Origin of the sequence: Alkalihalobacillus pseudalcaliphilus (assembly GCF_028610675.1) — a bacterium.
GTDB classification, from domain to species: domain Bacteria; phylum Bacillota; class Bacilli; order Bacillales; family Bacillaceae_D; genus Alkalihalobacillus; species Alkalihalobacillus pseudalcaliphilus.
Genome location: NZ_JAQQWS010000003.1, coordinates 183,176 through 208,198, shown reverse-complemented (window position 1 = coordinate 208,198; position 25,023 = coordinate 183,176). Strand labels below are relative to the sequence as shown.

16 protein-coding genes are annotated in these 25,023 nt (G+C 36.6%); all 16 read left to right on the top strand.

What is annotated here, in order from left to right; all coding sequences use genetic code 11:
- The first annotated feature begins 131 nt into the window (after positions 1-131).
- The 16 genes from PQ479_RS09390 to PQ479_RS09315 all read left to right on the top strand — a co-directional run bounded on the left by PQ479_RS09390 (position 132) and on the right by PQ479_RS09315 (position 24,939).
- A complete protein-coding gene (locus PQ479_RS09390) occupies positions 132-2,207 on the top strand; it encodes a cellulase family glycosylhydrolase (RefSeq protein WP_047989947.1) in 2,076 nt (691 codons plus the stop codon).
- Positions 2,208-2,221: 14 nt separating this feature from the next.
- Positions 2,222-4,279: a beta-galactosidase gene (locus tag PQ479_RS09385; RefSeq protein ID WP_047989946.1), complete on the top strand. Its 2,058-nt coding sequence runs from the start codon at positions 2,222-2,224 to the stop codon at positions 4,277-4,279.
- Complete coding sequence (locus tag PQ479_RS09380; protein ID WP_053070486.1) at positions 4,279-6,633, top strand: glycosyl hydrolase family 95 catalytic domain-containing protein; 2,355 nt, start codon at positions 4,279-4,281, stop codon at positions 6,631-6,633. Before PQ479_RS09385 ends, PQ479_RS09380 begins: the two co-directional genes overlap by 1 nt.
- 205 nt (positions 6,634-6,838) lie before the next feature.
- Complete coding sequence (locus tag PQ479_RS09375; RefSeq protein ID WP_047989945.1) at positions 6,839-8,626, top strand: sensor histidine kinase; 1,788 nt, start codon at positions 6,839-6,841, stop codon at positions 8,624-8,626.
- A 41-nt stretch (positions 8,627-8,667) separates the two neighbouring features.
- Positions 8,668-10,230: a response regulator transcription factor gene (locus PQ479_RS09370; protein ID WP_047989944.1), complete on the top strand. Its 1,563-nt coding sequence runs from the start codon at positions 8,668-8,670 to the stop codon at positions 10,228-10,230.
- A gap of 919 nt (positions 10,231-11,149) precedes the next feature.
- Positions 11,150-12,109: an ABC transporter permease gene (locus tag PQ479_RS09365; RefSeq protein ID WP_047989943.1), complete on the top strand. Its 960-nt coding sequence runs from the start codon at positions 11,150-11,152 to the stop codon at positions 12,107-12,109.
- 15 nt (positions 12,110-12,124) lie between these two features.
- A complete protein-coding gene (locus PQ479_RS09360) occupies positions 12,125-13,033 on the top strand; it encodes a carbohydrate ABC transporter permease (RefSeq protein WP_047989942.1) in 909 nt (302 codons plus the stop codon).
- 80 nt (positions 13,034-13,113) lie between these two features.
- Complete coding sequence (locus tag PQ479_RS09355) at positions 13,114-14,820, top strand: ABC transporter substrate-binding protein (RefSeq protein WP_047989941.1); 1,707 nt, start codon at positions 13,114-13,116, stop codon at positions 14,818-14,820.
- 145 nt (positions 14,821-14,965) lie between these two features.
- On the top strand, positions 14,966-17,290 hold the full coding sequence (gene yicI, locus PQ479_RS09350) for an alpha-xylosidase (protein WP_047989940.1): 2,325 nt from the start codon (positions 14,966-14,968) through the stop codon (positions 17,288-17,290).
- A gap of 213 nt (positions 17,291-17,503) precedes the next feature.
- Positions 17,504-20,302, top strand: coding sequence for a glycoside hydrolase family 3 C-terminal domain-containing protein (locus tag PQ479_RS09345; RefSeq protein WP_047989939.1), 2,799 nt, complete (start codon positions 17,504-17,506; stop codon positions 20,300-20,302).
- Positions 20,303-20,316: 14 nt separating this feature from the next.
- Positions 20,317-20,970 carry a YesL family protein gene (locus tag PQ479_RS09340; protein WP_047989938.1) on the top strand — a complete coding sequence of 218 codons (654 nt, stop codon included), beginning with the start codon at positions 20,317-20,319 and terminating at the stop codon, positions 20,968-20,970.
- 50 nt (positions 20,971-21,020) lie between these two features.
- Entirely contained in the window at positions 21,021-21,266 is a 246-nt protein-coding gene (locus PQ479_RS09335) for a hypothetical protein (protein WP_047989937.1), read from the top strand.
- 169 nt (positions 21,267-21,435) lie between these two features.
- Entirely contained in the window at positions 21,436-22,131 is a 696-nt protein-coding gene (locus tag PQ479_RS09330; protein ID WP_047989936.1) for a response regulator transcription factor, read from the top strand.
- Positions 22,128-23,501, top strand: coding sequence for a sensor histidine kinase (locus PQ479_RS09325; RefSeq protein ID WP_047989935.1), 1,374 nt, complete (start codon positions 22,128-22,130; stop codon positions 23,499-23,501). Before PQ479_RS09330 ends, PQ479_RS09325 begins: the two co-directional genes overlap by 4 nt.
- A complete protein-coding gene (locus PQ479_RS09320; RefSeq protein ID WP_047989934.1) occupies positions 23,498-24,196 on the top strand; it encodes a PepSY domain-containing protein in 699 nt (232 codons plus the stop codon). Before PQ479_RS09325 ends, PQ479_RS09320 begins: the two co-directional genes overlap by 4 nt.
- Before the next feature lie 107 nt (positions 24,197-24,303).
- Positions 24,304-24,939 (top strand): PepSY domain-containing protein, encoded by a 636-nt coding sequence (locus PQ479_RS09315; RefSeq protein ID WP_047989933.1) that lies wholly within the window; start codon positions 24,304-24,306, stop codon positions 24,937-24,939.
- Positions 24,940-25,023: the final 84 nt, after the last annotated feature.

Below are 25,023 nucleotides of genomic sequence, written 5' to 3'. Positions count from 1 at the left end.
GCTCTTTTATTTATTTTTAACCACTAGTTTTTATATAAAAACTAAGCTAATTTGTCTAGTATTTTCCTAATTCCCTCTCTATTAAGCTTAAAGATGAAAGCGTTTTAAATTTTGAGAGGAGGTATTCGTACATGGAATTATTAAAGAGGCGTCGTTTCCAGACTTTTTATATCGTTATCGCTTTTTTCGGTGTTAGTTTATTCTTTTTCGTGAGTACTGGTGAGGCATCTAAGCAGGAGGGACCGTTGTATGATATTAATGAATATGTTCAAGACATGCAACCGGGTTGGAATCTAGGGAATTCATTTGATGCTGTAGGTGATGATGAAACAGCTTGGGGCAATCCATTTGTTACAAAAAAGCTCATTGAAGAGATTGCTGAACAAGGATTTAAGAGTATTCGAATTCCAATTACATTTGATCAGAGGATGGAATTAGGGCCGGATTACTTAATTGACGAAGATTTCCTAAGTAGAGTTACACAAGTCGTAAATTGGTCGCTAGAAGAAGATTTATTCGTCATGATTAATGTCCATCACGATTCATGGCTATGGTTAGAAGAGGGCATGTACAATGAGAATCAACAATCTTTAGAGCGGTTTGAAGCGATTTGGTTACAATTAGGCGATCATTTTAAGGACTATCCAATTGAGCTGATGTTTGAAAGTATTAATGAACCTAGGTTTTATGGTCAAGAGCAAGAAAAGCAAGCTTTCTTGGACCAGTTGAATGATTCTTTTTTTGATATTGTAAGGAATTCTGGTGCTCTAAATGAAGTAAGACCACTTGTTTTACCGACATTAGATGCAAGTCCCGACCATCAAAATCAACTTGAGGATTTGTATGAAAAAATCGAACAGCTAGATGATCCTTATTTAATTGGTACTGTTCATTTTTATGGATTTTGGCCATTTAGTGTGAATGTAGCAGGTTATACTCATTTTGAGCAAGATTCCATTCAACATATTCACGAAACGTTTGACCGTGTTGAACAAACATTACTTGATAGAGGAATACCTGTTGTTTTGGGGGAATATGGCTTATTAGGTTTTGACACTCACACAGGCGTTGTGCAGCAAGGTGAAAAACTAAAGTTCTTTGAATATATGATTCATTACGTACAAGAAAAAGGGATCGCTCACATGCTGTGGGATAACGGCCAACATTTTAATAGAACTAATTATGAATGGGCTGATGGTGAACTGTTCGAAATGATGAAAGCAAGCTGGGAGGGGCGTTCAGCAACAGCAAGTGCTAACTATCTTTATGTTGATAAAGATGAGGAGATACTAGACCATGAATTTCAGCTTCAATTAAATGGTCGTATTTTAGAAGAAATTCGTTTAGATGGGGCGTTATTAAATGAACATGATTACACCATTGAAGGTGAAACGCTCACTATTAAAGCTAGTATCATCAAAGAAGTAGTTAAAGATTTTAATAGTGTTGGAGAAAAAGGCGTATTTACAATAGCATTTGACCATGGAAGCGATTGGTATATTAAGGTTTATGCCTATCATACACCTATTATAGGAGAGGCAGAGGGTAATGTTGATGATTTCACTATTCCAATAGAGTTTAACGGTTCTCATTTGAAAACTATGGAGGCTGTCTATCCTGACGGAAGTCCAGCGGGGCCACATGATTGGACGACATTTAAAGAGTTCGGATATGCCTTTTCACCAAACTATGAGGACAACGAATTGACTTTCCCTTACGGACGGTTTTTTAACGAGTTAGAGGACGGAGAAACGGAGCTTACCTTTTACTTCTGGAGCGGGGAGCAATTGGACTATACATTACAGAAAAATGGTGAACATGTTATTGGTTTTCTTTCATTAGATAAGGAGGAAGAACAAAAGGAACAAGAAGAGCAGATTGAAGAAGAAACGGATATAGAAAAGGAAAAAGAGATATCGAAGCCAAAAGAGAATGGTGAGGGTCCACCAGCAAAAGGAAAAGATGATAAGGAAGAGGAGCGTGGGACGGATGAGGAGAATGGTGAGAAAAATGAAGGTGCACTAGGGATTGAAGCAGGAGGTATGAACCCACCTCCGAACGGAGAAAAAACAAGTGAACATGGAAATCACTTATTGCCTGATACAGCTACCAATTCATATAATTTCCTATTACTAGGAAGCTTGTTTATTTTACTCAGTCTTTTAATGAAGAGAGTACGTACGAAAAATCAACCCGTGTCTATTTAAAGAGGTGAACAACTATGATTAGTGATAAACTTCCTACTATCTGGTATGGTGGCGATTATAACCCAGAGCAATGGCAGGATCCTCGTATTTGGGAAGAGGATATTCGAATGTTTAAATTAGCAGGTATTAATATCGTAACGCTTAATGTTTTTTCTTGGGCTTTAAATCAACTGGATGAGAAGACTTATAGGTTTGATGACTTAGAAGAGCATATTGATAGACTTTACCAGCAGGGGATTTACACGTGTCTAGCGACAAGTACAGCCGCACACCCTGCTTGGATGGCAAGCAAATATCCAGATGTTCTTCGTGTTGATTTCCAAGGGAGGAAAAGGGCTTTTGGTGGTAGACACAACTCGTGTCCAAACAGTCCTACTTATCGCCATTTTGCAGAACAAATGGCGGACCAGTTAGGCAAAAGATTTAAAGGAAACCCTGCCGTGCTTATATGGCATGTCTCCAATGAATATGGAGGTTATTGTTATTGCGAAAATTGTGCTAACGCGTTTAGAAAATGGCTCAAGGAAAAGTATCTGTGTTTAGAAGCACTGAATAAAGCTTGGAACACGACATTTTGGGGGCATACTTTTTATGAATGGGATGAAATTGTTGTTCCGAATGCATTAAGTGAGGAAGGGGAAGGCAATGTCAGTGCTTTTCAAGGAATTTCTTTAGACTATAGGATCTTCCAATCTGAAAGTCTGTTAGCCTGTTATCAATTAGAACATGATGCCTTAAAGAAGCATACGCCACATCTGCCGATTACGACCAATTTAATGGGTACCTATCCTGAGTTAGATTATTTTAAATGGGGTAAAGCCATGGATATCGTATCTTGGGATAGTTACCCCGGTATCCATACGCCAACTAGTCTCATAGCAATGACACATGATTTGATGAGGGGGCTAAAACAAGGTCAACCATTTATGTTAATGGAGCAAACACCTAGCCAACAAAATTGGCAACCGTATAATTCGTTAAAAAGGCCTGGTGTTATGCGACTTTGGAGTTATCAAGCAATTGCACACGGTGCAGATACGGTCATGTTTTTCCAATTGAGGCGGTCCATTGGTGCTTGTGAAAAATTTCATGGAGCTGTTATTGAGCATGTTGGCCACGAGCATACACGTGTCTTTAAGGAAGTAGTAAAGCTAGGTAGTGAATTAGCGGAACTTTCAGATAAAATTATTGATTCACGGGTACAGGCAAAAGTGGCGATTGTGTATGATTGGGAAAATCGATGGGCAATTGATCTTTCAAGCGGTCCAACTGTTTCACTAGATTACGTAGAAGAGGTCCATAAGTATTATAAGGCCTTTTACGATCATAACATTCCTGTAGATATGGTTAGTGTGAATGATCATTTATTAGATTATGATCTGGTTATCGCACCAGTCCTCTATATGGTCAAAAAAGGCTATGCCAAGAAGCTAACCGAGTTTGTGCAACAAGGAGGAACCTTTATCACGACCTTTTTTAGTGGGATTGTCAATGAGCATGATCTCGTTACATTAGGTGGTTATCCTGGTGAACTAAAGGAGTTATTGGGAATTTGGGTGGAAGAAATCGATGCCATGGATCCTGCCCACTCTAATCAAGTAATTATTAAAGAAACAGGTAATGTGCTAAAAGAACAATATGATTGTCACCTTTTATTTGACCTCATTCATACAGAGGGTGCAGAAGTACTGGCAGAGTATGGTTCGGATTTTTATCAAGGAACACCGGTTGTTACTTCTCATCAAGTTGGTAAAGGGAAAGCTATTTATATTGGAACAAGTGCAGAACAAGGTTTTATCAACGATTTTATGAAGCTGCAGTCTCAAAATTTGGGGATTAGCTCATTACTTCCTAAAGTAGAGGGTGTAGAAGTTATGGCGAGATCGAAGGATGAAAAGACATTTCTATTCATTCTCAATCATAATTCCTACGATGTAATGATAGAAATTGAACAAGGTTATTTGGATATCCACACAGGAGAAGAACAGAAGGAGTCATTAAATATACCTGCCAATGGTGTATCGATATTAGAAGAAATAAAAAGTGAGCTATTCACAAATCGGAGTAGATGATGACAATAAAGAGACTGAGAAAAGGTGTGTATAGTAAAGAGCCTGCAAATCGTTGGCAAGAAGCACTCGTGACAGGAAATGGTGAATTAGGTGCTCTTGTTTATGGTCACCCTGAAGAAGAAACGATTATCCTCAACCATGAAAGGCTTTATGAGCCTTTTCATGAACAGGTGGTGCAAAATCATAATTTGGCACCATACTTATTAGAAATTCGGCAGCTTATGAATAAAGGGAGATTTAGAGATGCAGCAGCTTTGTTCTCTGAAAAATCAGGGCATCCACTTCTTTTTACAGATGCTTATCATCCTGCTTATGCATTAAAATGGCATCAATTTGGAGTAGGAAAAGTGAGCCAGTACAAGCGGACAGCAAACTTTGAAACTGGAGAAATTACAGTAAGTTGGTCACAGGAAGATGAGCAATTTGAGCGTAATTTGTTTATTTCAAGAGTAGACGAATGTGCTTATTATCAAATACGCTCCACTGATCAACGAGGCTTATCTGGTGAGTTATTTATAGATTCACTGATGCCAAAGGAGAGTGGAGAAGCGAGTTGTCTGGTAAATGGACCTTTTATAGAATTTGAAGGTCAATATCATATTACTAAAAAAGGTTATATAGGGTGTACCCATGTTCAAGTGTTCGGTCAAAAAAGTGTAATAGACGTTTGTGAGAATAAAATGAGGATCGAATCGGCATCAGAGATCATCTGCAAGACAAAATTGATACCTATTAGCGATATGCAGTTAGATGGAAACTTGCGGATGGCTCATTTAAGAAAGCAACTATTAAATGCAACGTCACTGGATTATGATACTTCCTTACAAAAGCATAGTCACATTCATAGTGAATTATTTAATCGAATGAGTATAAGCTTAGGTGAGCAGGAGGAGGTATTGAAGCCAACAGAGGAACTTCTTGCAGAGAGAGCAGAACAGTTAAGCATCCCCTTATTGCAACAAATGTTCGAAATGGGGAGGTACGTTTTGATTTGTTCATCTGGGTTCTTCCCACCGAATTTAGTGGGAATATGGACAGGCGAGTGGAGGCCAGCTTGGAGTGGTGATTTTACAACGGATGCCAATATTAATTTGGCTATATCAGGTGCAGGAATGGGGTATTTACCGGAAGGCATAGAAGCTTACTTACATTTAATCGAAAAAATTGTGCCTGACTGGCGTGTTAATGCGAAAGTGATGTTTGGTTGTAGAGGGGTACTTGCAGGTTCTAGAACGGATGGTAATCATAATATCCATACGCATTTTGATGTAGATTGGCCATTAGGATTTTGGACGGCAGGAGCAGGTTGGCTTGTGTCTCCGTTGTTTGAGTGGTATCAGATCAGTGGAGATATTGCTTTCTTTAAAGAGAAGGTGCTCCCTTTGCTAAAGGAAATTGCTCTCTTTTATGAGGATTTCCTGACGGATGTGGAGGATGATGGCAAGGCTGCTTTTATCCCTTCTTATTCACCAGAGAATACACCGGTATTAACAGTAGATAAAAGGGGAGAAGGTTGGCAGGAAAGTCAAGCTAGTATGAATGCAACGATGGATATTGCTGTTGCAAAAGAAGTATTAAGTCACCTTGTTTCCACTTGTCAACAGTTACAAATTGAACATGACCAGATTGGAAAGTGGCAGGGATTATTGGATAAATTACCTGAGTATATGATAAATGAAGAGGGTGCTTTAAAAGAGTGGGCTCATAAAGATTTACATGATCAATACGATCATCGACACCTATCACATTTATATCCTGTTTGGCCAGGTTATGAAATAGCAGAGGACAAAGATTACCATTTGTTCCAAGCTGCTAAAATAGCATTGGAAAAAAGGAAAAGAGGAAACTTCTCAGCTCATGGGGTTATGCATCATGGGATTGTAGCTGCAAGGTTAAAAAATAGCCAACTAGTCCGAGAGAACCTAAAATTACTATTACAAGACGGCGATTATATTCATTCTAGCCTTGTAACGTCTCATAATCCGAAAAGGCATATTTATAATGTTGATGCCAATTGTAGCTTACCCACTTTAGTAATGGAGATGCTTGTTTATTCAGTCCCAGGTAAGATTGAATTATTACCAGCTTTACCAGATGAAATAAAAATAGGAGAAATTAAAGGCCTCAAAACTCGCTCACAAGTTACAATAGAACGATTTAATTGGGATTTACATCAACAAAAAATCGAGATAGACATGTACTCATCCATAGCTCAACAAGTTGAAGTACGATTAAGAGAAGAAATAAAGAGTTATGAGTCAAACATGCATCAACATATTGAAAGAGTAAGTTCATTGAGCTGTAAAATTGATTTTCATGCGGAGCAAAATTTTAAGATTACACTCTATTTTTAGAGGGCTATGATGGTTAAAGCTGCTTTTCTTTAGGCTACTCTAAAGGGAAGTGTCTTTTTATAAATGAATCACTAATTATTATATGATTTTGTTCATCATTTTTGGTGTATATTTTTACATCTCCTTTCGATAAAATAACGATAAGCACCTATTTTACACCATTAATGAAAGCGTTTTCTTTGTGGATAAGATATAGGGGAATGTTATGAAAAAATATCTGATTTCAAAAGTTAATAATATGAAGCTACGAACAAAGTTAGTTATATCATTTGTTGTGGTCGTCTTTATTCCCGTTTTAATTGTTGGTATTTTTCTAACGGATGAATTGAGAAAAAATGCTTTAGAAAATGCACTTGAACAAACGACTTCTGATATGACGAGAATTCGTGCAAGGATATCGGATGTCCTAATTCCACCTGTGTATGTTTCTCATTCGCTTTTTGTTGACCAACGATTAAAAGACTTAGTCAATACACAATATGAAAATCGGTTTGATATTGTAACAGCTTATCGGAATTATACGTTCTTCGACAGTCATACGAGATATTATAACGAAATAGAATCGATTCGTTTGTATGTCGAAAACGAGACTCTGTTAAATAATTGGACGTTCATTCCTGTTAATGAACAAAGCGAAGTCGTGAAACAGTTGTGGTATCAAGAGGCAATGAACAAAAAGGGGCATATGAGTTTCCGATTAGTTGAGAATGAAAATAGCCACGATGAAAAGAAGTTCAGTATCACAAGAATGCTTTATTTTGCAGAGTCGCAATCCTCAGGTGTATTAGTTATTGAAATAAATTCACGTATGCTAAATGGTATTCTCGCACAAGAGTCAAAACCATTATTTCTATTAGACTCTGAACATAATATAGTCGCATCAAATAATCAAGAATGGCTAGAAAAAAACTTAGATGATATCACCAATTCACCTAAATTAATAGAAGGTGATACAGGTGTGTTTAAGGAGGTAATATTCGGCAAGCCATCCCATTTAATTGTTGATACATTAAGCTTACCTAATAGCGTGAATGATTTACGTGTCGTTTCATTTATAACAGATGAAGAAATTATGGAAGGGTCAAATCACCTTGTTAGATTAGGTGTTATGGTCATTTCCATTAGTATTGTTATTGCTCTTATTCTTGTTTATAGTGTGTCATTCTTACTTTCAAAAAGATTATCGAGCTTAAGTAATCAAATGCAAAAAGTTTCTAAAGGTCATCTATCCACTTATTCTCCTGTTACTGGTAATGATGAAATTGGACAATTATCGAGGCAATTTAACGAGATGACCCTCAACCTGCAAGAGCTAGTGGATGAAGTAGAGATGAAAAATGAAGAGAAGAGAGTGTTAGAGAAAAGTCAAAATGAAATTAAATTAAAAATGTTAGCTAGTCAAATTAATCCTCATTTTCTATTCAATACGTTAGAGACGATCCGGATGAAGTCATTAATGAACGGGGATAGAGAGGTTGCTCATATCGTTAAAAGGTTAGGGAAGTTACTAAGAATTAGTATAGAAGTTGGGGGTGGCATGGTTCCACTTGAGCAAGAACTAGAAATGGTAAGGGCGTATTTAGAAATACAAAAATTTAGATTTGAAGAACGCTTGCAGTTTGAACTCGACATTGAGCCAGGGCTCAACAATGTTCCGATACCACCTCTCATTATTCAGCCTTTAGTAGAGAATGCGGTCATACACGGATTAGAGAGAAAGCTAGAAGGAGGAAAGGTCTTTGTAAAGGCTAAGAAAAGTGGGGAGAATTTACTTATTCAAGTGATAGATAATGGTATAGGTATCACAGAGCAAAGAAAAGAAGACATCTATGAGGCACTCACTAAACATTATGCGAATGGACAGGAACGGATAGGATTAAAAAATGTTCATGATCGCCTGCTACTCACCTATAAGACAGGAAAAGGTTTGGTGATTCGTAGTGACAAAAACATAGGTACTGATATTTCCTTTTTAATTCCTTTAAATGATTAGGACTTGTGAATAGTAAGACTACATGATGTGAGGTGGAAAGCATGTATAAAGTATTGATTGTAGATGATGAAGCAACAGTAAGAGAAGGTCTAAAAGCAATCATTCCATGGGAAGAATATGGATTTTATATAGGTGAACTCGCACGAGACGGTCAGACTGCCCTAAAGCTTTGCCAAAATGAAAGGTTTGATTTAATCATCTCTGATATTCGAATGGCAGGGATGGATGGATTAGAATTAATTCAACAGGTTCGGCAGTTTGACCAAAGAATTCAATGTCTTATTGTGACTGGTTTTGCCGATTTTCATTATGCCCAAAAGGCGATTCAATATCAAGTAGCGGATTATTTGTTAAAGCCGATTGATGAGGATGCACTAATACCTATATTAAAAGATATAAAAAATGAACTAGATAAAGAAAACGAAGTACATCAGCTTACACTCAGGGACAATGATTTTTTAAGAGAACAGGTCCTGCTTTCATTGTTATTTGATAAAAAACAAGGGAATGCACAAGTAAACAATCAACTTTCTGAGAAATACCAATTGAAATGGAAGCGATATCAGGTTCTCTTATTTGGATTTGGAGAATCTGAGCTTGAACATACACACCTTTATGAGATTAAACAAATTTTCAAAAAAAAGGTTGACGATGAACGGAATGTAATGATTTTTCAAGAGGAAAGTTATATTGGTTGTCTATGTAATTGTGAAGTGTTTAAAGGGAATGAAGTGATTGCCTTATATGAAAAACTAAAAGTAGTGGTTGAACAAACTGATTTACCTTATACAGCTGCCCTTGGAACATGTGTGGGGACGTTAGAGAAATTACGAGATTCTTATCATGTTGCCCTCCATTTAATCAAAAAGCGTTTTTTCTTTGAAAGTGGTACACTTCTGATAAGGGGAAATGAAGTAGCCCATCCATTAGAAAAACCGTTCAATTATAAGTTTCAAGATTTAATTGAACGATTATTTTTAGCCATTGAAATGGGAGAATTATCAACAGTACCTCTAACTCTTAACCATATACATCAGTCCATTGAACACTTTTACTCTGAAGAAAACTTAAAACAAACTTATGTGGCAGCACTATCCATTTTATTATCCAAGCTGCAGCAAGCAAAGCCACAGAAAGAAGTTTTTCTAACACAGTTATCAAAAGAAGTAGCGAGTATTTTTCAATTTCGTCATTATGAGGAATTACAAAATTTCCTAGCGTCCATTTTCGACCAAATGATTAGTGAATTTGACTTTGAACAAACTGATGACCAGTTAAAAAGGTTAATCATCTTAATTGATACTAAGTATAATGAAAACTTAAAGCTTGAGAAATTAGCTGATATTTTAAATTATAATAGTGCTTATTTAGGCAAGGTTTTCAAAAATTATACAGGTGAGTATTTTAATACTTATTTGGACAAGGTCCGTGTTAAACATGCAAAACGTTTCTTATTAGAGGGACTTAAGGTTTACCAGGTTGCAGAGGTAGTCGGGTATAAAAATGTTGATTATTTTCATTTGAAATTCAAAAAATATGTTGGATTTTCCCCGTCAGAATATCGTAGAAAAAATAAATATTCTATCCAAGAGAAAAGCTCCTAAAGAGGGGCTTTTTTATATGAAATTTACATGGGTGGTGCTCATTTCTCAAGTTAACTTGACCTTTCGGTCTTTGTTTTTGGTCCGTTTTTGAAAATCGAACTGACCTCACAGACGAATGAATTCGTCTGAAGGTTCATTTCGATTTTCAAAACTTCACGCAAATGCGTGAAGTAGCCAAGCAAGCTTGGCTAACGGTCCAAAAACACTTGGATGTTAGATACTAATCCTGATGAGTTACTATACATTTTTTTGGTTGGTTGTGGCTGGTTGTGCGGTGCGCTGAATTTTTTAGGAAAGCTCTTGCGAGCTCCTTCCTAAAAAGTGACGGGATTATGGCAAAGCGTGAGAATCCTCAAAACCGTTTATGAATGAAAAGCCACCAGTTAAAAAGCAGAACCACACTTTCATGGCAAAGTGAACGAGCTTCGCCATGTGGGTTTTTATATGAACGTGTACTTAAGGGTGATAGTTAGTGCCTTGAAGTTAGCCGGTCCTCCATTTTGTGATAGAACTTAACAGAACGCTGCTCCCTTTTTGGTCGTGTGGACTCCTAATGGTGATGGAGTTGTAAACGGACCAACTGTTTAAAAAGTGGGATTTTGCCCTTAACTTGATGGCTTTTTATTCACTTTGTTTTTTGTCTTAATCATTTTAATCATTTTTGTAAGATTGATTCTAAACTTGAGAATTAGCAGTGAACAAAGCTCTGCAAATGAGCATCAGCATCAACTTTCACATAAAAATAATATTGTTGCTCTGGCGTGTGGTTTGTATGGAAGAATAAACATTCAGAGGTGCTTCAGATAAGGAGTGTAATCGGATACATTTCTGCAATTTTAACATGAATTTCGACTTAATCCTTGAGGTATTTTACCCGTAATATCTTTATTAAAATGAGGATATAGAGGGGGAGATGGCATTGAAAGTTTCTACGGAAACCGACGAGAGTCTAGTAATACCAAAAAAGAAAAAGAATTTCTGGAAAACAATGAAGAAGCAAAAAATCCTTTATTTTATGTCTATCCCAGTCGTGATTTATGTATTTATCTTTAACTATTTACCCGTATGGGGTTGGACAATGGCTTTTCAAAATTTTAGGCCAGGAAGAGCTTTTTTTGAACAAGAGTGGGTTGGATTTGCTCATTTCATTGAGTTGTTTAATGACCCTCATTTCTTTTTAGTCTTGCGTAACACATTAGCCATGAGTGTTTTATTATTAATTGCTGGATTCACGATTCCCATTATATTTGCTGTTTTATTAAATGAATTACGAGATTCAATATTTAAGCGCTCTGTTCAGACGATTTCGTATTTGCCACATTTCGTTTCTTGGGTCGTTGTTGCTGGAATTGTCACCAAAGTACTTTCAACTGATGGTGGAATTGTTAATGAATTATTAATGGGGTTAAACCTCATAGATAATCCTATACAATTTATGGCTAAGGGTGAGTGGTTTTGGTATATATTGACGGCCTCGGATGTGTGGAAACAAATGGGGTGGAACTCCATTATTTTCTTAGCGGCGATGGCTGGTGTCGACCCACAATTATATGAAGCTGCACGTGTAGATGGTGCTGGTCGTTTCAGAAGGATTTGGCATATCACACTGCCAGGTATAAGACCAACTATTCTAGTTATTTTAATTTTATCAATCGGTAATTTAATTAGTATTGGTTTTGAGAGACAATTACTATTAGGAAATTCGATGGTTCGTGAATATTCTGAGGTTTTGGAGCTATATGCACTTAACTATGGTATTGGAATGGGGCGTTACTCATATGGGACGGCCATAAGTATTTTTAATTCATTAGTAAGTATTTTTCTTTTACTAGTAGCCAATGGTGTCTTTAAACGGTATTCCAATACGAGCGTAATGTAAGTGGGGGTGACCAAGATGAAAAAAAGAAAACGTTTAAACAGAATGACACCCGCAGAAAAGGTATTTGAGGTAGCGAATTATTTTTTTATGATTTTAGTAGTCGTTGTTATGTTATATCCGTTTCTTAATGTTTTAGCGATAGCTTTAAATGATTCAACAGATACGGTTCGCGGAGGGATATATATATGGCCAAGGGAATGGACTTTTGATAATTTTGCCGTCATTTTAAGATATGATAGCTTAGTTACAGGTTTTATAAATTCTGTATTACGAACAGTCATTGGTACCGTTATAGGTCTTTTTGTTTGTTCGATGGTTGCTTATACATTATCACGAAAAGATTTCCAAGCTCGTGGATTTGTTTCTACCGTTATTGTATTAACGATGTTTTTTAGTGGAGGTTTAATTCCAACATTTATGCTAATGAGAGATTTAGGTTTAATTAATACGTTTGCTGTTTATATTTTGCCACTCCTTGCAAGTGCTTGGAACATCATTATTATCCGCTCATTTATGGATACGTTACCAATTGCTTTACAAGAGTCAGCCAAAATAGATGGTGCGAATGATTTCACCATTTATTGGCGAATTATCTTGCCAATTTGTAAGCCAGTATTGGCGACCATAGCCTTATTTATCGCGGTTATGCAATGGAATATGTGGTTTGATACGTACATTTATAATAGTGCCAATCCGGCCCTAACAACTTTACAGTATGAATTAATGAAAATACTTCAAAATACGGCAACAAGTGCAGGAATTGATGCAACAAGAGGAGGACAAGGTGCAGACTTAGTTAATAGAGTTTCACCAGAGTCCATTAGAATGGCTATTACAATCGTTACGATAGTCCCTATTTTATTAGTGTACCCGTTTTTACAAAAATACTTTGTAAAGGGAATGACGTTAGGGGCGATCAAGTAAACATGGTTTTTACTTTCCGAATTTATAGAATAATAGGAAAGTAAGGATAGATACTGATAGAAAAAGGGGAGGTATTTTGAATGGGAATAGGTAAAAAGTGGTTTGGGTTATTAGTTCTAATCATGAGTATGGTTTTACTTATGGTTGCTTGTTCGAATGATACAGATGTGGCTAATGATAATGATGGAAACGTCAATGAGGATGTGGAAATAGATGGTAATTTAGAGCCGATATCCTTTTCTTTGTTTGCAGCAGATAATAATCCAAACTGGAATGGGATGGATTCACCTATAGGGCAAGAAATTTACAAAGCAACAGGTGTAAGTCTAGAAGCTGACTTTGCTATAGGAGACCCTTCAGAAAGAATAGCTCTTTTTGCTTCTGGTGGTGAATTTCCAGATTTTATCTTACCAAAAGGTGATGGGAATTTGTTAGTAGATGCAGGTGCTATGGTTGATTTAAGACCATTGATTGAAGAGCATGCTCCTAATATTAAAGAAGTTTATGGAGATTACTTAGAAAGAATGGTATGGAGCGAAAACGATGACTCCATTTATTTCATTGGTACGAATCCGGTTGATCAAGAGTACCGAACACCTGGTAATGGTTTTTGGTTGCAGCATGCTGTGGTGAAGGAGCTGGGTTACCCAGAAATTAATACATTAGAGGATTTTGAGAACGCTATCAGAACGTATTATGAAATGTATCCAGAAATCGATGGTCAGCCAACTATTCCTTTAACACTATTGGCTGATGACTGGAGATTATTAATTTCTGTTACGAATCCTGCTTTCCTTGCAACGGGGGCCCCTGACGATGGTGAGTGGTTCATTGACCAAGATACTTATGAAGCGAAGTTACATTACAAACGTCCTGAAGAAAAAGAATATTTTAGATGGTTAAATAAAATGAATGCAGAAGGGTTACTAGACCCAGAAAGCTTTGTTCAGCAAGAGGATCAATATAAAGCTAAAATTTCATCTGGAAGAGTTCTAGGTATGATTGATGCCGATTGGTCTATTGTTGAAACACAAACAGCTTTAAGAGGAGATGGGAAATTAGATAGAATGCATGGTGTTTACCCTGTTACACTAGGTGAAAGCTATAAGCACGGAAACTTTAAACCAACAGGATATTTATCTACATGGGGAATTGGTATTTCGGTTGATAATCCGGACCCTGTTCGAGCGATAAAATTTTTAGATTGGATGGCGAGCGAAGAAGCACAAATCTTAAATAATTGGGGTATTGAAGGAGAACATTACCAATTAGATGAGGATGGGAACCGCTATTTAACGGAAGAGCAGCGTGAAGAGCGACGTTCTGACAGTACTTTTGGAGAAAGAACAGGTATTAATGTATTTACTGCATATGGGCCTCATTATGGTGACGGAGTGTTAGATTCCACGGGTCAACCATTTACGGTCAATACACCAGAATCTCTCATTGCCGATTATACAGAAGTTGAAAAAGAAGTTTTGGCTGCTTATGGTGCTGAGATATGGAAAGATTTATATCCACAGGAGGATGAATTTAAGCCAAGACCTTATGGTGCTGGATGGGAAATCAATTATGATTCTGATTCTCCAATTGCCGTTCCTTTCCAAAGAGCTCAGGATACAATGTTTACTCGGATTCCACAAGTAATTTTGGCTGATCCGGATCAGTTTGATGAGATATACGATCAGTTCATTGATGAGATTAGTACAGATGCCATTGAAGAAGCAGAAAGAGAATTTACAAGATTAGTGAAAAATCGTATTGAATTATGGGGAGGAGCTGAATAACTAAAAGCTATTTGGGAGTTGTCCGTTTAACTCAAATTTAGTTCAACGATAATCAGTGAGGTGAATTGTCCACTGATTATCGACTTTACATAGGGTATATTTTGATATTTTCTTCTTTCATTTTTTATTTATAAGGAGTGGTACGATGAAATTTACAGATGGAAATTGGTTAATTAAGGAAGGGTTTGACCTTATCACGCCCGTTCATTTGTTTAAAGTAGATTATAATGACACAACATTAAAAGCTTTGATAGGACCTCGAAACTTAAACGAACGCTCAGCTCAATTAGATGTACCGTTAATTACTGTTGAGTATTCATCCCCTATTAAAGACGTAATTCGTGTGAAAATATATCGACACAAAGGAACAAGAGAGAAATATCCAAATTTTTCAATAAATGAAAGCGGACAAAAGGTTCAAATCAATGATCTTAAAGAAAACTATGAATTTATAAGTGGAGACTTATCTGTTAGATTATCTAAAGAAGATGGATGGAGCTCAGATTATTTTTACGGGGAAAGCCGTTTAACCGGAAGTGCTTATAAAGGAATGGCACATATCACAGACAGCAAAAAAAATACGTATATTCGTGAGGAATTAGGTCTATCAGTCGGTGAGAATATTTACGGATTAGGAGAGAGATTTACCGCCTTTGTGAAAAACGGTCAGGTCGTAGATACATGGAATAAAGATGGAGGGACGAGTTCAGAACAATCTTACAAAAATGTACCTTTCTATTTATCTAATCAAGGCTATGGGATATTTGTTAATCATCCGGAGAATGTGTCATTTGAAATCGCTTCAGAAAAAGTTTCGAAAGTGCAATTTAGCGTCGAGGGGGAATCATTAGAATATTTTATTATTGGCGGAGGAACACGAAAAGAAGTATTAGAAAATTATACAACACTCACGGGGAAACCTGCTCTTCCACCAGCATGGTCTTTTGGTTTATGGTTAACAACTTCTTTTACAACCAATTATGATGAACAGACGGTTAATCATTTTGTTGATGGTATGGAAGAACGGGATATACCATTACGCGTTTTTCATTTTGATTGTTTTTGGATGGAAGCATTAAAATGGTGTAATTTTGAGTGGGACAAAGACGTATTTCCTGACCCACAAAGTATGTTAAATCGGTTGAAAAAGAAAGGATTAAAGATATGTGTATGGATTAACCCTTACATTGCTCAGCAGTCTGAGTTATTTGATGAGGCAGTAGAAAAAGGATATCTGATTCAAAAAACAAATGGTGATGTGTGGCAATGGGATAAATGGCAGCCAGGAATGGGGATTGTCGATTTTACGAATCCAGAAGCGTGCGAGTGGTATAAAGGGCATTTAGAAAAATTAATTCATATGGGTGTCGATAGTTTCAAAACAGATTTCGGTGAGAGAATTCCAACAGATGTCATTTATAGCGATGGCTCGGATCCGCATAAAATGCATAACTATTACTCTTATTTATATAATCAGCTCGTTTTTGAATTATTAGAGGAAAAGCTTGGTCACAATGAAGCGACGTTATTTGCACGTTCTGCTACGGCAGGTGGACAGAAATTCCCTGTTCATTGGGGAGGAGACTGTGATGCCAGCTATGAATCAATGGCTGAAAGCTTACGTGGTGGTTTGTCGTTAGGATTATCTGGTTTCGGTTATTGGAGCCATGATATTGGCGGTTTTGAGAGTACAGCACCTGCTGATTTATATAAGCGTTGGGCTGCATTTGGTATGCTCTCCAGTCATAGTCGATTACATGGAAGTAAATCGTATCGAGTCCCTTGGTTGTACGATGAACAATCCGTAGAAGTTGTACGATTTTTCACGAAGTTCAAAAACCAATTAATGCCTTATTTGTATGAACAGGCGTACCAATCATCTAAATGTGGATTACCGATGATGAGGGCTATGTTGTTAGAGTTTCCAAATAATCCAACATGTGATTATTTAGATAAACAATATATGTTAGGAGAATCATTACTAGTAGCTCCTATATTTAATCAAGAGGGTAACGTAACTTATTATTTACCAGAAGGACGCTGGACCCACGTTCTAACGAATGAAGTACAAGAAGGAAGCAAGTGGGTACAAGAATCATATGATTATTTCGGATTGCCTTTATTTGCACGGGAAAACTCAATCATTGCACTAGGTTCATCCACTAATCAAACCGATTATGATTACGCTGAACAAATTGAATTACATGCTTTTTCAGTAACGGACGAAGCTACTGTAACTGTAAGAAATACAGAAGGCAAAGAAGAGTTTACGATGACTTTAAAGAAAGTAGACCATGAGATGAACGTGAAGTTAAGTCATATACCAACTAAGTCGTGGAGTGTCATTTTAAGGGGAATCGATTCAATAGGATTGTTAGAGGATGATGCTCAAGTTGAAAAAACGACAGTCGGAGTTAAAGTCACACCAATGCATGGAAAAGACGAGTGGAAGATCCCTTTAAGTGAATAATTAGTAAAGCAATTCAGCCTTACGTTTCATTAATAGGAAAATGTATGACCCAAAAGATTAAGTCAGTTCTTAGTCCTTTGGGTATTTCTAATTGTTATATGATTTTTCCTTTAATCTTTACGGTTTTTCTCCCATTAATAGGCTTATAAAATGAAAGAGGAGATGAAAAGGTTTACATTGTTGTGATATTGAAGGATGAAAGGGAGTGGGTAAATGAAACAATCTGTTCAGTTTCCTTATCAGAATACCAATTTGCCGTTAAAAGAACGAGTTAGAGATTTAGTAAATCGCTTTACTTTAGAGGAAAAAGTAGAGTTGATGATGCAATATCAGCCAGAAATTGATCGATTACAAATTTCGTCATATAAACATGGAACGGAAGCAGCACATGGAGTTGCCTGGCTAGGTCATGCAACGGTCTTTCCACAAAATATTGGCTTATCCAGTACTTGGAACCGAGAGCTCATGTATCAGATAGGGGAAGTAATCGCGGATGAAGCTCGCGTTTTTTATCAAAGAAATCCAAAGAAACACGGATTAACTTTATGGGCACCAACTGTTGACATGGAGAGAGATCCTCGGTGGGGACGAACGGAAGAGGCATATGGAGAAGATCCTGAATTGACGGGACAGTTAACGACGGCATTGGTTAATGGGTTACAAGGCGATCATCCGGTTTACTTAAAATCAGTTGCTACCTTAAAACACTTTTTAGGGAACAATAATGAGGTAGAAAGGGATAGATGTTCAGCCAGTATTGATCCACGTAATATGTTTGAATATTATTTGAAAGCCTTTCAACCTGCTTTTGTCGAAGGACAGGCGAAATCGATGATGACTGCTTATAACTCAATAAATGGAACGCCAGCTATTTTACACCCTTATGTGCGTGAAATCGTTAAAGAGGCGTGGGAAATGGATGGGTTTATCGTCAGTGATGCAGGTGATGTGACCGGTATTGTCAAGGATCACCAATACTATTCTTCATATTCTGAAGCATTAGCGGATACGATTAAGAGTGGAATTGATAGCATTACCGATGATGCCGAAATGGCGATCCCTGCAATGAAAGAGGCCCTCCATATAGGATTATTAACAGAAGAAGATTTAAATGAAGCATTACAAAATACATTTAGCGTCCGATTTCGATTAGGTGAGTTTGATGAAAGACACCCTTATTCTCAAATAAGTGAAGCGAAGTTATTAGCAAAAGAGCATCAGGAATTATCGCGAAAAGCGGCTATAGAACAAATGGTTTTATTAAAGAATAATCAGGTGCTACCACTAAATGAGGCAGGATCGATAGCGGTAATTGGACCGCTTTCAGATGTGATTTATACAGATTGGTATAGTGGGACACCGTCATATAAGGTTACGCCATTACAAGGCTTAGAAAAGAAGCTTAAAGATCGGAAGATAACACATCACACCGGAAACCATTTAATTCGTATTCGTTGTCAGGAGACAGGTGTATATATTCAATTGGATGAAAAGAAGCAACTATCATTATCTGGTACAGAAGCATCCGAAGCTGAAGTATTTGAATGGTGTGATTGGGGCTTCGGTAGTCAAACCTTAAAGGCCACCTCTAATTCGAAGTTTGTCACCATGAATGAGGGAACACTGGGAGCATTAGCAGATGAAGCAAAAGGATGGTTTGTTAAAGAGAGTTTTGAATTTAGAGGTGACAATGATCAAGGTATGGAGCTTCTTTCTTGGGAGAAAGAAAGGATTCATTTGTCGAAGGATCATACATTCATCGAGAATAAAAATCAGGAACAGGCTATTCATGCAATTAAGTTGACCATTGAAATCGTAGAGCATGGACTGCAAGCATCAATTCAATTAGCCGAGGAAGCGGATACCGTTTTAGTATTCTTAGGAAATAATCCGTTTATTAATGGCAAAGAATGTGTTGATCGGGAAGATATCATTTTACCGCCACAGCAGGAAAAGCTTTTACAGGAAATAAGGGATGTGAATGACAAAACCGTATTGGTTCTTGTAAGTAGTTATCCTTACGCTATTAATTGGGCAGAAAAACACGTAGAAGGGATACTCTATACCTCTCATGCAGGTCCAGAGCTCGGTCATGCTGTAGCGGAAGTTCTGTTTGGAGATGTTAATCCAGCTGGACGTTTAAGTATGACATGGTATCAATCGGTTAAACAATTACCATCCATACTTGATTACGATATTATAAAAGGAAAAAGAACGTATCAATACTTTGATGGAGATGTCATTTATCCATTTGGTCACGGCTTAAGTTATAGTTCCTTTACTTATAAAAATTTAGAGATATTGGAATATACAGATTTTATTCACGGGTATATCAAGTTGAGTGTTGAGGTTGAAAATATCGGGCCATATTATGGCGATGAAGTCATTCAAATATATGGAACAATGATGGACTCGAAGGTTGAAAGACCTATCAAAACATTATTAGATTTTCGAAGAATCGACCTTAAAAAGGGAGAGACTAAGGCCGTATTATTTCATATTCCCTTGGAAAAGCTAGCGATTTGGGATGTAACGAGAGAACGATATTGTTTTGAGCAAGGTCTGTACAAGCTCATGGTTGGTACGTCATCGGCTCAAATCTCTGAATCAACATCTATCCAAATCGCTGGTGAAATGATTCCGAGTAGAAATTTAAATGAAGTAGTTAAAGCTATGAATTATGATGATTATGAGCAAATCAGATTAGTTGAATGTTCAAAGAAAACATATGGCGTGCAAGCAAATGATGAAGAAGGTTGGATTGGTTTCTATCATGTGACAATCGATTCTCGAACGACTACGGCTAAAGTAACAGTGTGGAATGAAGTTCAAAGTAGTGAACTTGTTCTAAAAAGTGGATTAACTAAAGAGGAATTTCTTGGGGGGGCTCAGGTATTAAAGAAGGATGGGCCACAGGTAATTGAAATTCCTATAAGTATTTCCTCAGAGTCTATATCTATCTTTTTGATATTAAAAGGTGAAGTTATTGTTCAGGATATAAAATTCGTGTAAAGGATCGTGAGGGTATGCAAAGAAGTTGGGTCGATTCTTATTTTTATATAGTATCTGAATGGGTGATGCGCTTAGCTTTTATTAACCTTTTATGGATATTATTTACAATGATAGGTTTGTTTGTATTTGGGTTCATGCCTGCTACTATCGCTATGTTTGCTTTAGTAAGAAAAATGTTATTAAAAGAAGGTGACTTTCCGATTTTTAAAACATTTTTTTCAGTAGTAAAAAAGGAATTTCTGCGAGCAAATGTCGTAGGTCTTGTCTTCCTATTATTTGGTTATATGCTCATAATAAATTTTCAATTTCTTGGATTATTAACTGGTTGGATGCATATGCTGTTTAGCTTCTTTTTAATTCTGATAGGTATACTATTTATAGCAGTAGCTCTGTTATTTATTCCTTTATATGTACATGTTGATTTAAAGGCTATACAATATTATCAATTAAGTTTGATGATTGCATTTGTTAATCCGCATATTATCATATTTATGGTTGCAGGACTTGTAGGTGTCTATTATCTATTTAACCTCATCCCCGGCTTAACGCTGTTCTTTTTTGGAAGTGTCATTGCTTCCTTTATCATGTGGTCAGCGATGTTAGCTTACAAACGTATACAATTGAAAAAAGAAAAGATTAATGGGAGAATGGAACAAAGTACCGTGTGAACAGAGGTTGGTAAAATGAATAAGTCAGCTTTTACATTAGGAGGGTATGGGTGGATAAACTTTCTAGACCCCAAGTAACAGTCATAGACTTTGCTCGTACAATAAGTACCATTTTTGTCGAAATAAAAGGCTACGACCAAGTAGCGGATAAAAACTTCCATGATCATGTGAAATTTTTGGGTCGAAGGCTCTATGGTGATATTATTCACTCAGAGAAATCAACGTTATCACCAGAATGTCGCTTGTTTGTAGAGGATAATTTGAATGAGAAATATAAAGACGGGTACTTTGAATAAATGATTTGGATGCAAAAACACCTTTTAAAGGTGTTTTTATTTTTGAAAATAAGGATAAATGAAGGCAGAACATGATTTCTCAGCAAATTTTAATCTTACTTCAATCTTTTTCTCAAAAAAAAAGGGTATGCTTAATCTAAAAAGCAGATTATATAAAAGAGGTGAAACAATGGAAGGTATATCGATACTAGTCGTAGAAGATGAAGAAAAAATTGCGAGAGTGTTGGAATTAGAGCTCACATATGAAGGGTACGAAGTGACAAAAATATTAGATGGCTTAGAGGCATGGCGTATGTATCAAAGCAAAGATTGGGATATTATTCTGTTAGATGTGATGTTGCCTGGAATAAGTGGTATCGAGCTATTACGAAGAATTCGTCAACAAGATAACGTAACCCCAGTCATTATGCTAACAGCAAAAGCGGCCGTTGAGGACAAGGTATCAGGTTTAGATTTAGGGGCTAATGATTATGTCACAAAGCCGTTTCAGATAGAAGAACTCTTTGCAAGAATTCGTGCTGCATTACGACTTAAAGGAAAAACTCAAAAAGAACATCCAGACGGGTGGTTATATCTAGGTGATTTGAAATTGAATGATAAAACTCGTGAGGTGTATCGTGGTGATTTATTAGTGGAATTGACCAAAAAAGAGTTTGACCTATTATATTATCTATTACAAAACAAACAACAAGTGTTAACACGGGAACAAATCGTAGAAACGGTATGGGGATACGATTATATGGGTGACACAAATGTTGTCGATGTTTATATACGATATTTGCGCAAGAAAGTAGAAAGCAGTAATGCTCCAACTATGATCCAAACGGTCCGGGGTGTCGGTTATATATTAAAGGTCCAAACATGAAATTAAAAAATAAAATAAACCTTTATACGGTTGGATTATTTGTTATTTTGTTGATCATTGTCACATCCGTTATTTATTTTCTTTTTAGTTACTTACTTATAAGTGCAGAATTGGAAAGGACAAAGGAGGAAATAAGTCGGAAATCAGGAGAGATAAGTCAGTTTATGGAGAATATTCCCCGGGAAAACTTGTTACGGGCCTATGTACCTGTCGATGGAATGGTGCGATTAGTCGATTCAGAGGGAGAGGTTGTATCGACAGCTATAGATGGAACATTTCCTTATAGGAACTTTGAAGATGCCCGTTTTTACATGTCAGAGCATCATGATACGCTAGAAAGAAATGGATTATTTGCTTTAAGCTCGATGCCGTTTATTTTAGAAAATGGAGAAGTAGGAAATATTCAAATTTTCCGTAGTATCGAAAGAACGGCTGAGATCTTGCGTGTATTAATCATCGTTTTGATTATCGTGTCTGTTATGGTTATGGTTCCCGTTGTTATATCTAGTCGTGTTTTAAGTCGGTTAATAACTGCACCGATTTTATCGATGATAAGAACAATGACAGATATTCGAAAGAGTGGACAGTTTAGGCAATTAGAAATAAATAATACGTCTAATGATGAGTTACAGGAAATGGCTGTTACTTTTAATCATATGATCGAATTACTAGAAGGGAATTACGAGAAGCAAAAGCAATTCACTTCCAATGCTTCACATGAATTGCGAACGCCTATTACGATTATAGAAAGCTATGCCAATCTTCTGAAAAGAAGAGGAAAACAAGATCCGAAAATTTGGGATGAATCGATAGAAGCAATCCACTCAGAAGCACTAAGAATGAAAGATTTAACAGAGCAATTATTATTATTAACCAAGTCTAATGAAGAATGGACAATGAATCTGGAACAAATTCATATCAATGCTCTGATACGGTCAACCATTAATGATTTTGAAAATGCTTACCAGCGCGATGTTTTCTTAAAAGAAGAGACGGATGTTTTGATTAAATCTGATCATCAAAAATTGAAGCAGTTATTATATATTTTCCTCGATAATGCGAGAAAGTACAGTGATGATGTGATTGAGATAGTCGTTGGAAAAAATGATGGACTGTTTATCCAAATTAAAGACCGTGGGATTGGAATGAGTGAAGCAGAATTGAAAAAGGTTTTTGAACGTTTTTATCGGGTTGATAAAGCAAGAAATAGAAAAACTGGTGGAATAGGGTTAGGGCTTACCATTGCCAAGGAAATGGCTAATGCACTATCAATTCGAATTGAAATGAACAGTGTAGAACAGTCAGGTACAACTGTGACCCTGCTCTTTGATAGTCAGTCAGTAGTGGAGCAAGGGAGGGAACATAGTTGACTAAAAAGATGATTGGAATGATTATTGCAGCTATATGTTTACTCATAGTAAGTTTGTTTTTCCTCATACAGTTCTTTTTCTTACAAGATGAAAATACATCAATAGAAGAAATAAAAAAGGTAATAGAGGCACGCTATCAATTAGAAGTTATCGACCAAATAGAAGACTCAAATTTCTATTATTTTTCTGCCCATAAGGAGCGACAACGATATGAATTGATTGTAAAGCGCCGAGATGGTGAGATTTATTCATTAACGAACATGGGTTCAGGTGACAAAGAGCAAAAGGACACGGAATTAGTAACAGAATCTGAGGCGATAAGATTTTTAGAAGGTCTAGGAAATGAAGTCATAGAGATAGAATTCAGTCGAGATACAGGGAATTATGAAGCACTTGTTAGAAGCGGACAATTATATTATCTCATAATATTAGATGGTAGGGATGGGGAAGTACGTTCGGAGGAAGAAGTGACTGAACCCGTAGAATCAGGGCATGATTCTTATGCAACGATTACAGAACAAGAAGCAATTGAAATTGCTTTAGGGCATGTACCTGGCGAAGTGGACGATGTAGAGCTAGAAATTATAGATGCTCAAGTGTACTATTTTATTGAAATTGAAACAGAAAATAATCAAGAAGCAATCGTTCAAGTCCATGCAATTAGTGGGCATGCGACGATTAGTTGGGATGATTAAATAAAATTTAAATGAATTCTCATGGAATTTTAATCTTACTCTTCTTTTTCTCTCATCTTCGGTGTGTACATTATAAGAGAAGAAAGAAATACGAGGTGGATATTAAAATGAAAAAAGTAATGATTGGATTATTTACAGCAGCTATCCTATTTGGTGGTACAGCTTGGGTAAGTGCAAATATGAGTAATAGCCATGAACAGCCTAAGGAAATTGCCTTATCTTATGATTTGGCAACAACCAATGAGCAGGAAGGAGAGAAATTTGAGAATACAGAAACTGAGGAGTTGAAGGAAGAAGAAACAGAACAAACAGAACAGAATATTCTTTCCATTGAAGAGGCACAGGCCGTGGCTTTAGACGTACAGAAAGGTTTAGTGGATCATATTGAACTGACAATGAAGAAGGGTAAGGCTTATTATGAAGTAGAAATTAAACATGAATATATGGAGTATGAAATGTATATCGATGCTTATAATGGTGAAGTGATTCGTGTAGAGGAAGAGCGTGATGACGATTTTTCCACCAGTAAAGTTACACCATTATTTACAAATGATGTCTTAACACTTGAAGAAGTTTTGCAACTTTTAGAAGGTAAGGTTGAAGGAGATTTAGTAGAATTATCATTAGAACGAGATGATCACATGCTTGTTTATGAGTTAGAGTTTAAGACAGACCAAGGTGTTGAGACAGAGGTTGAGTTGAATGCGGAAACGGGAGATATTTTTGAAATTGACGTCGATTAGTTAGATTGCATTATTCTAAGGTAATGCTAACTTTGATTAAGGAAACCGTTGACCTTTACTTTCAGTAAATGACCAACGGTTTTT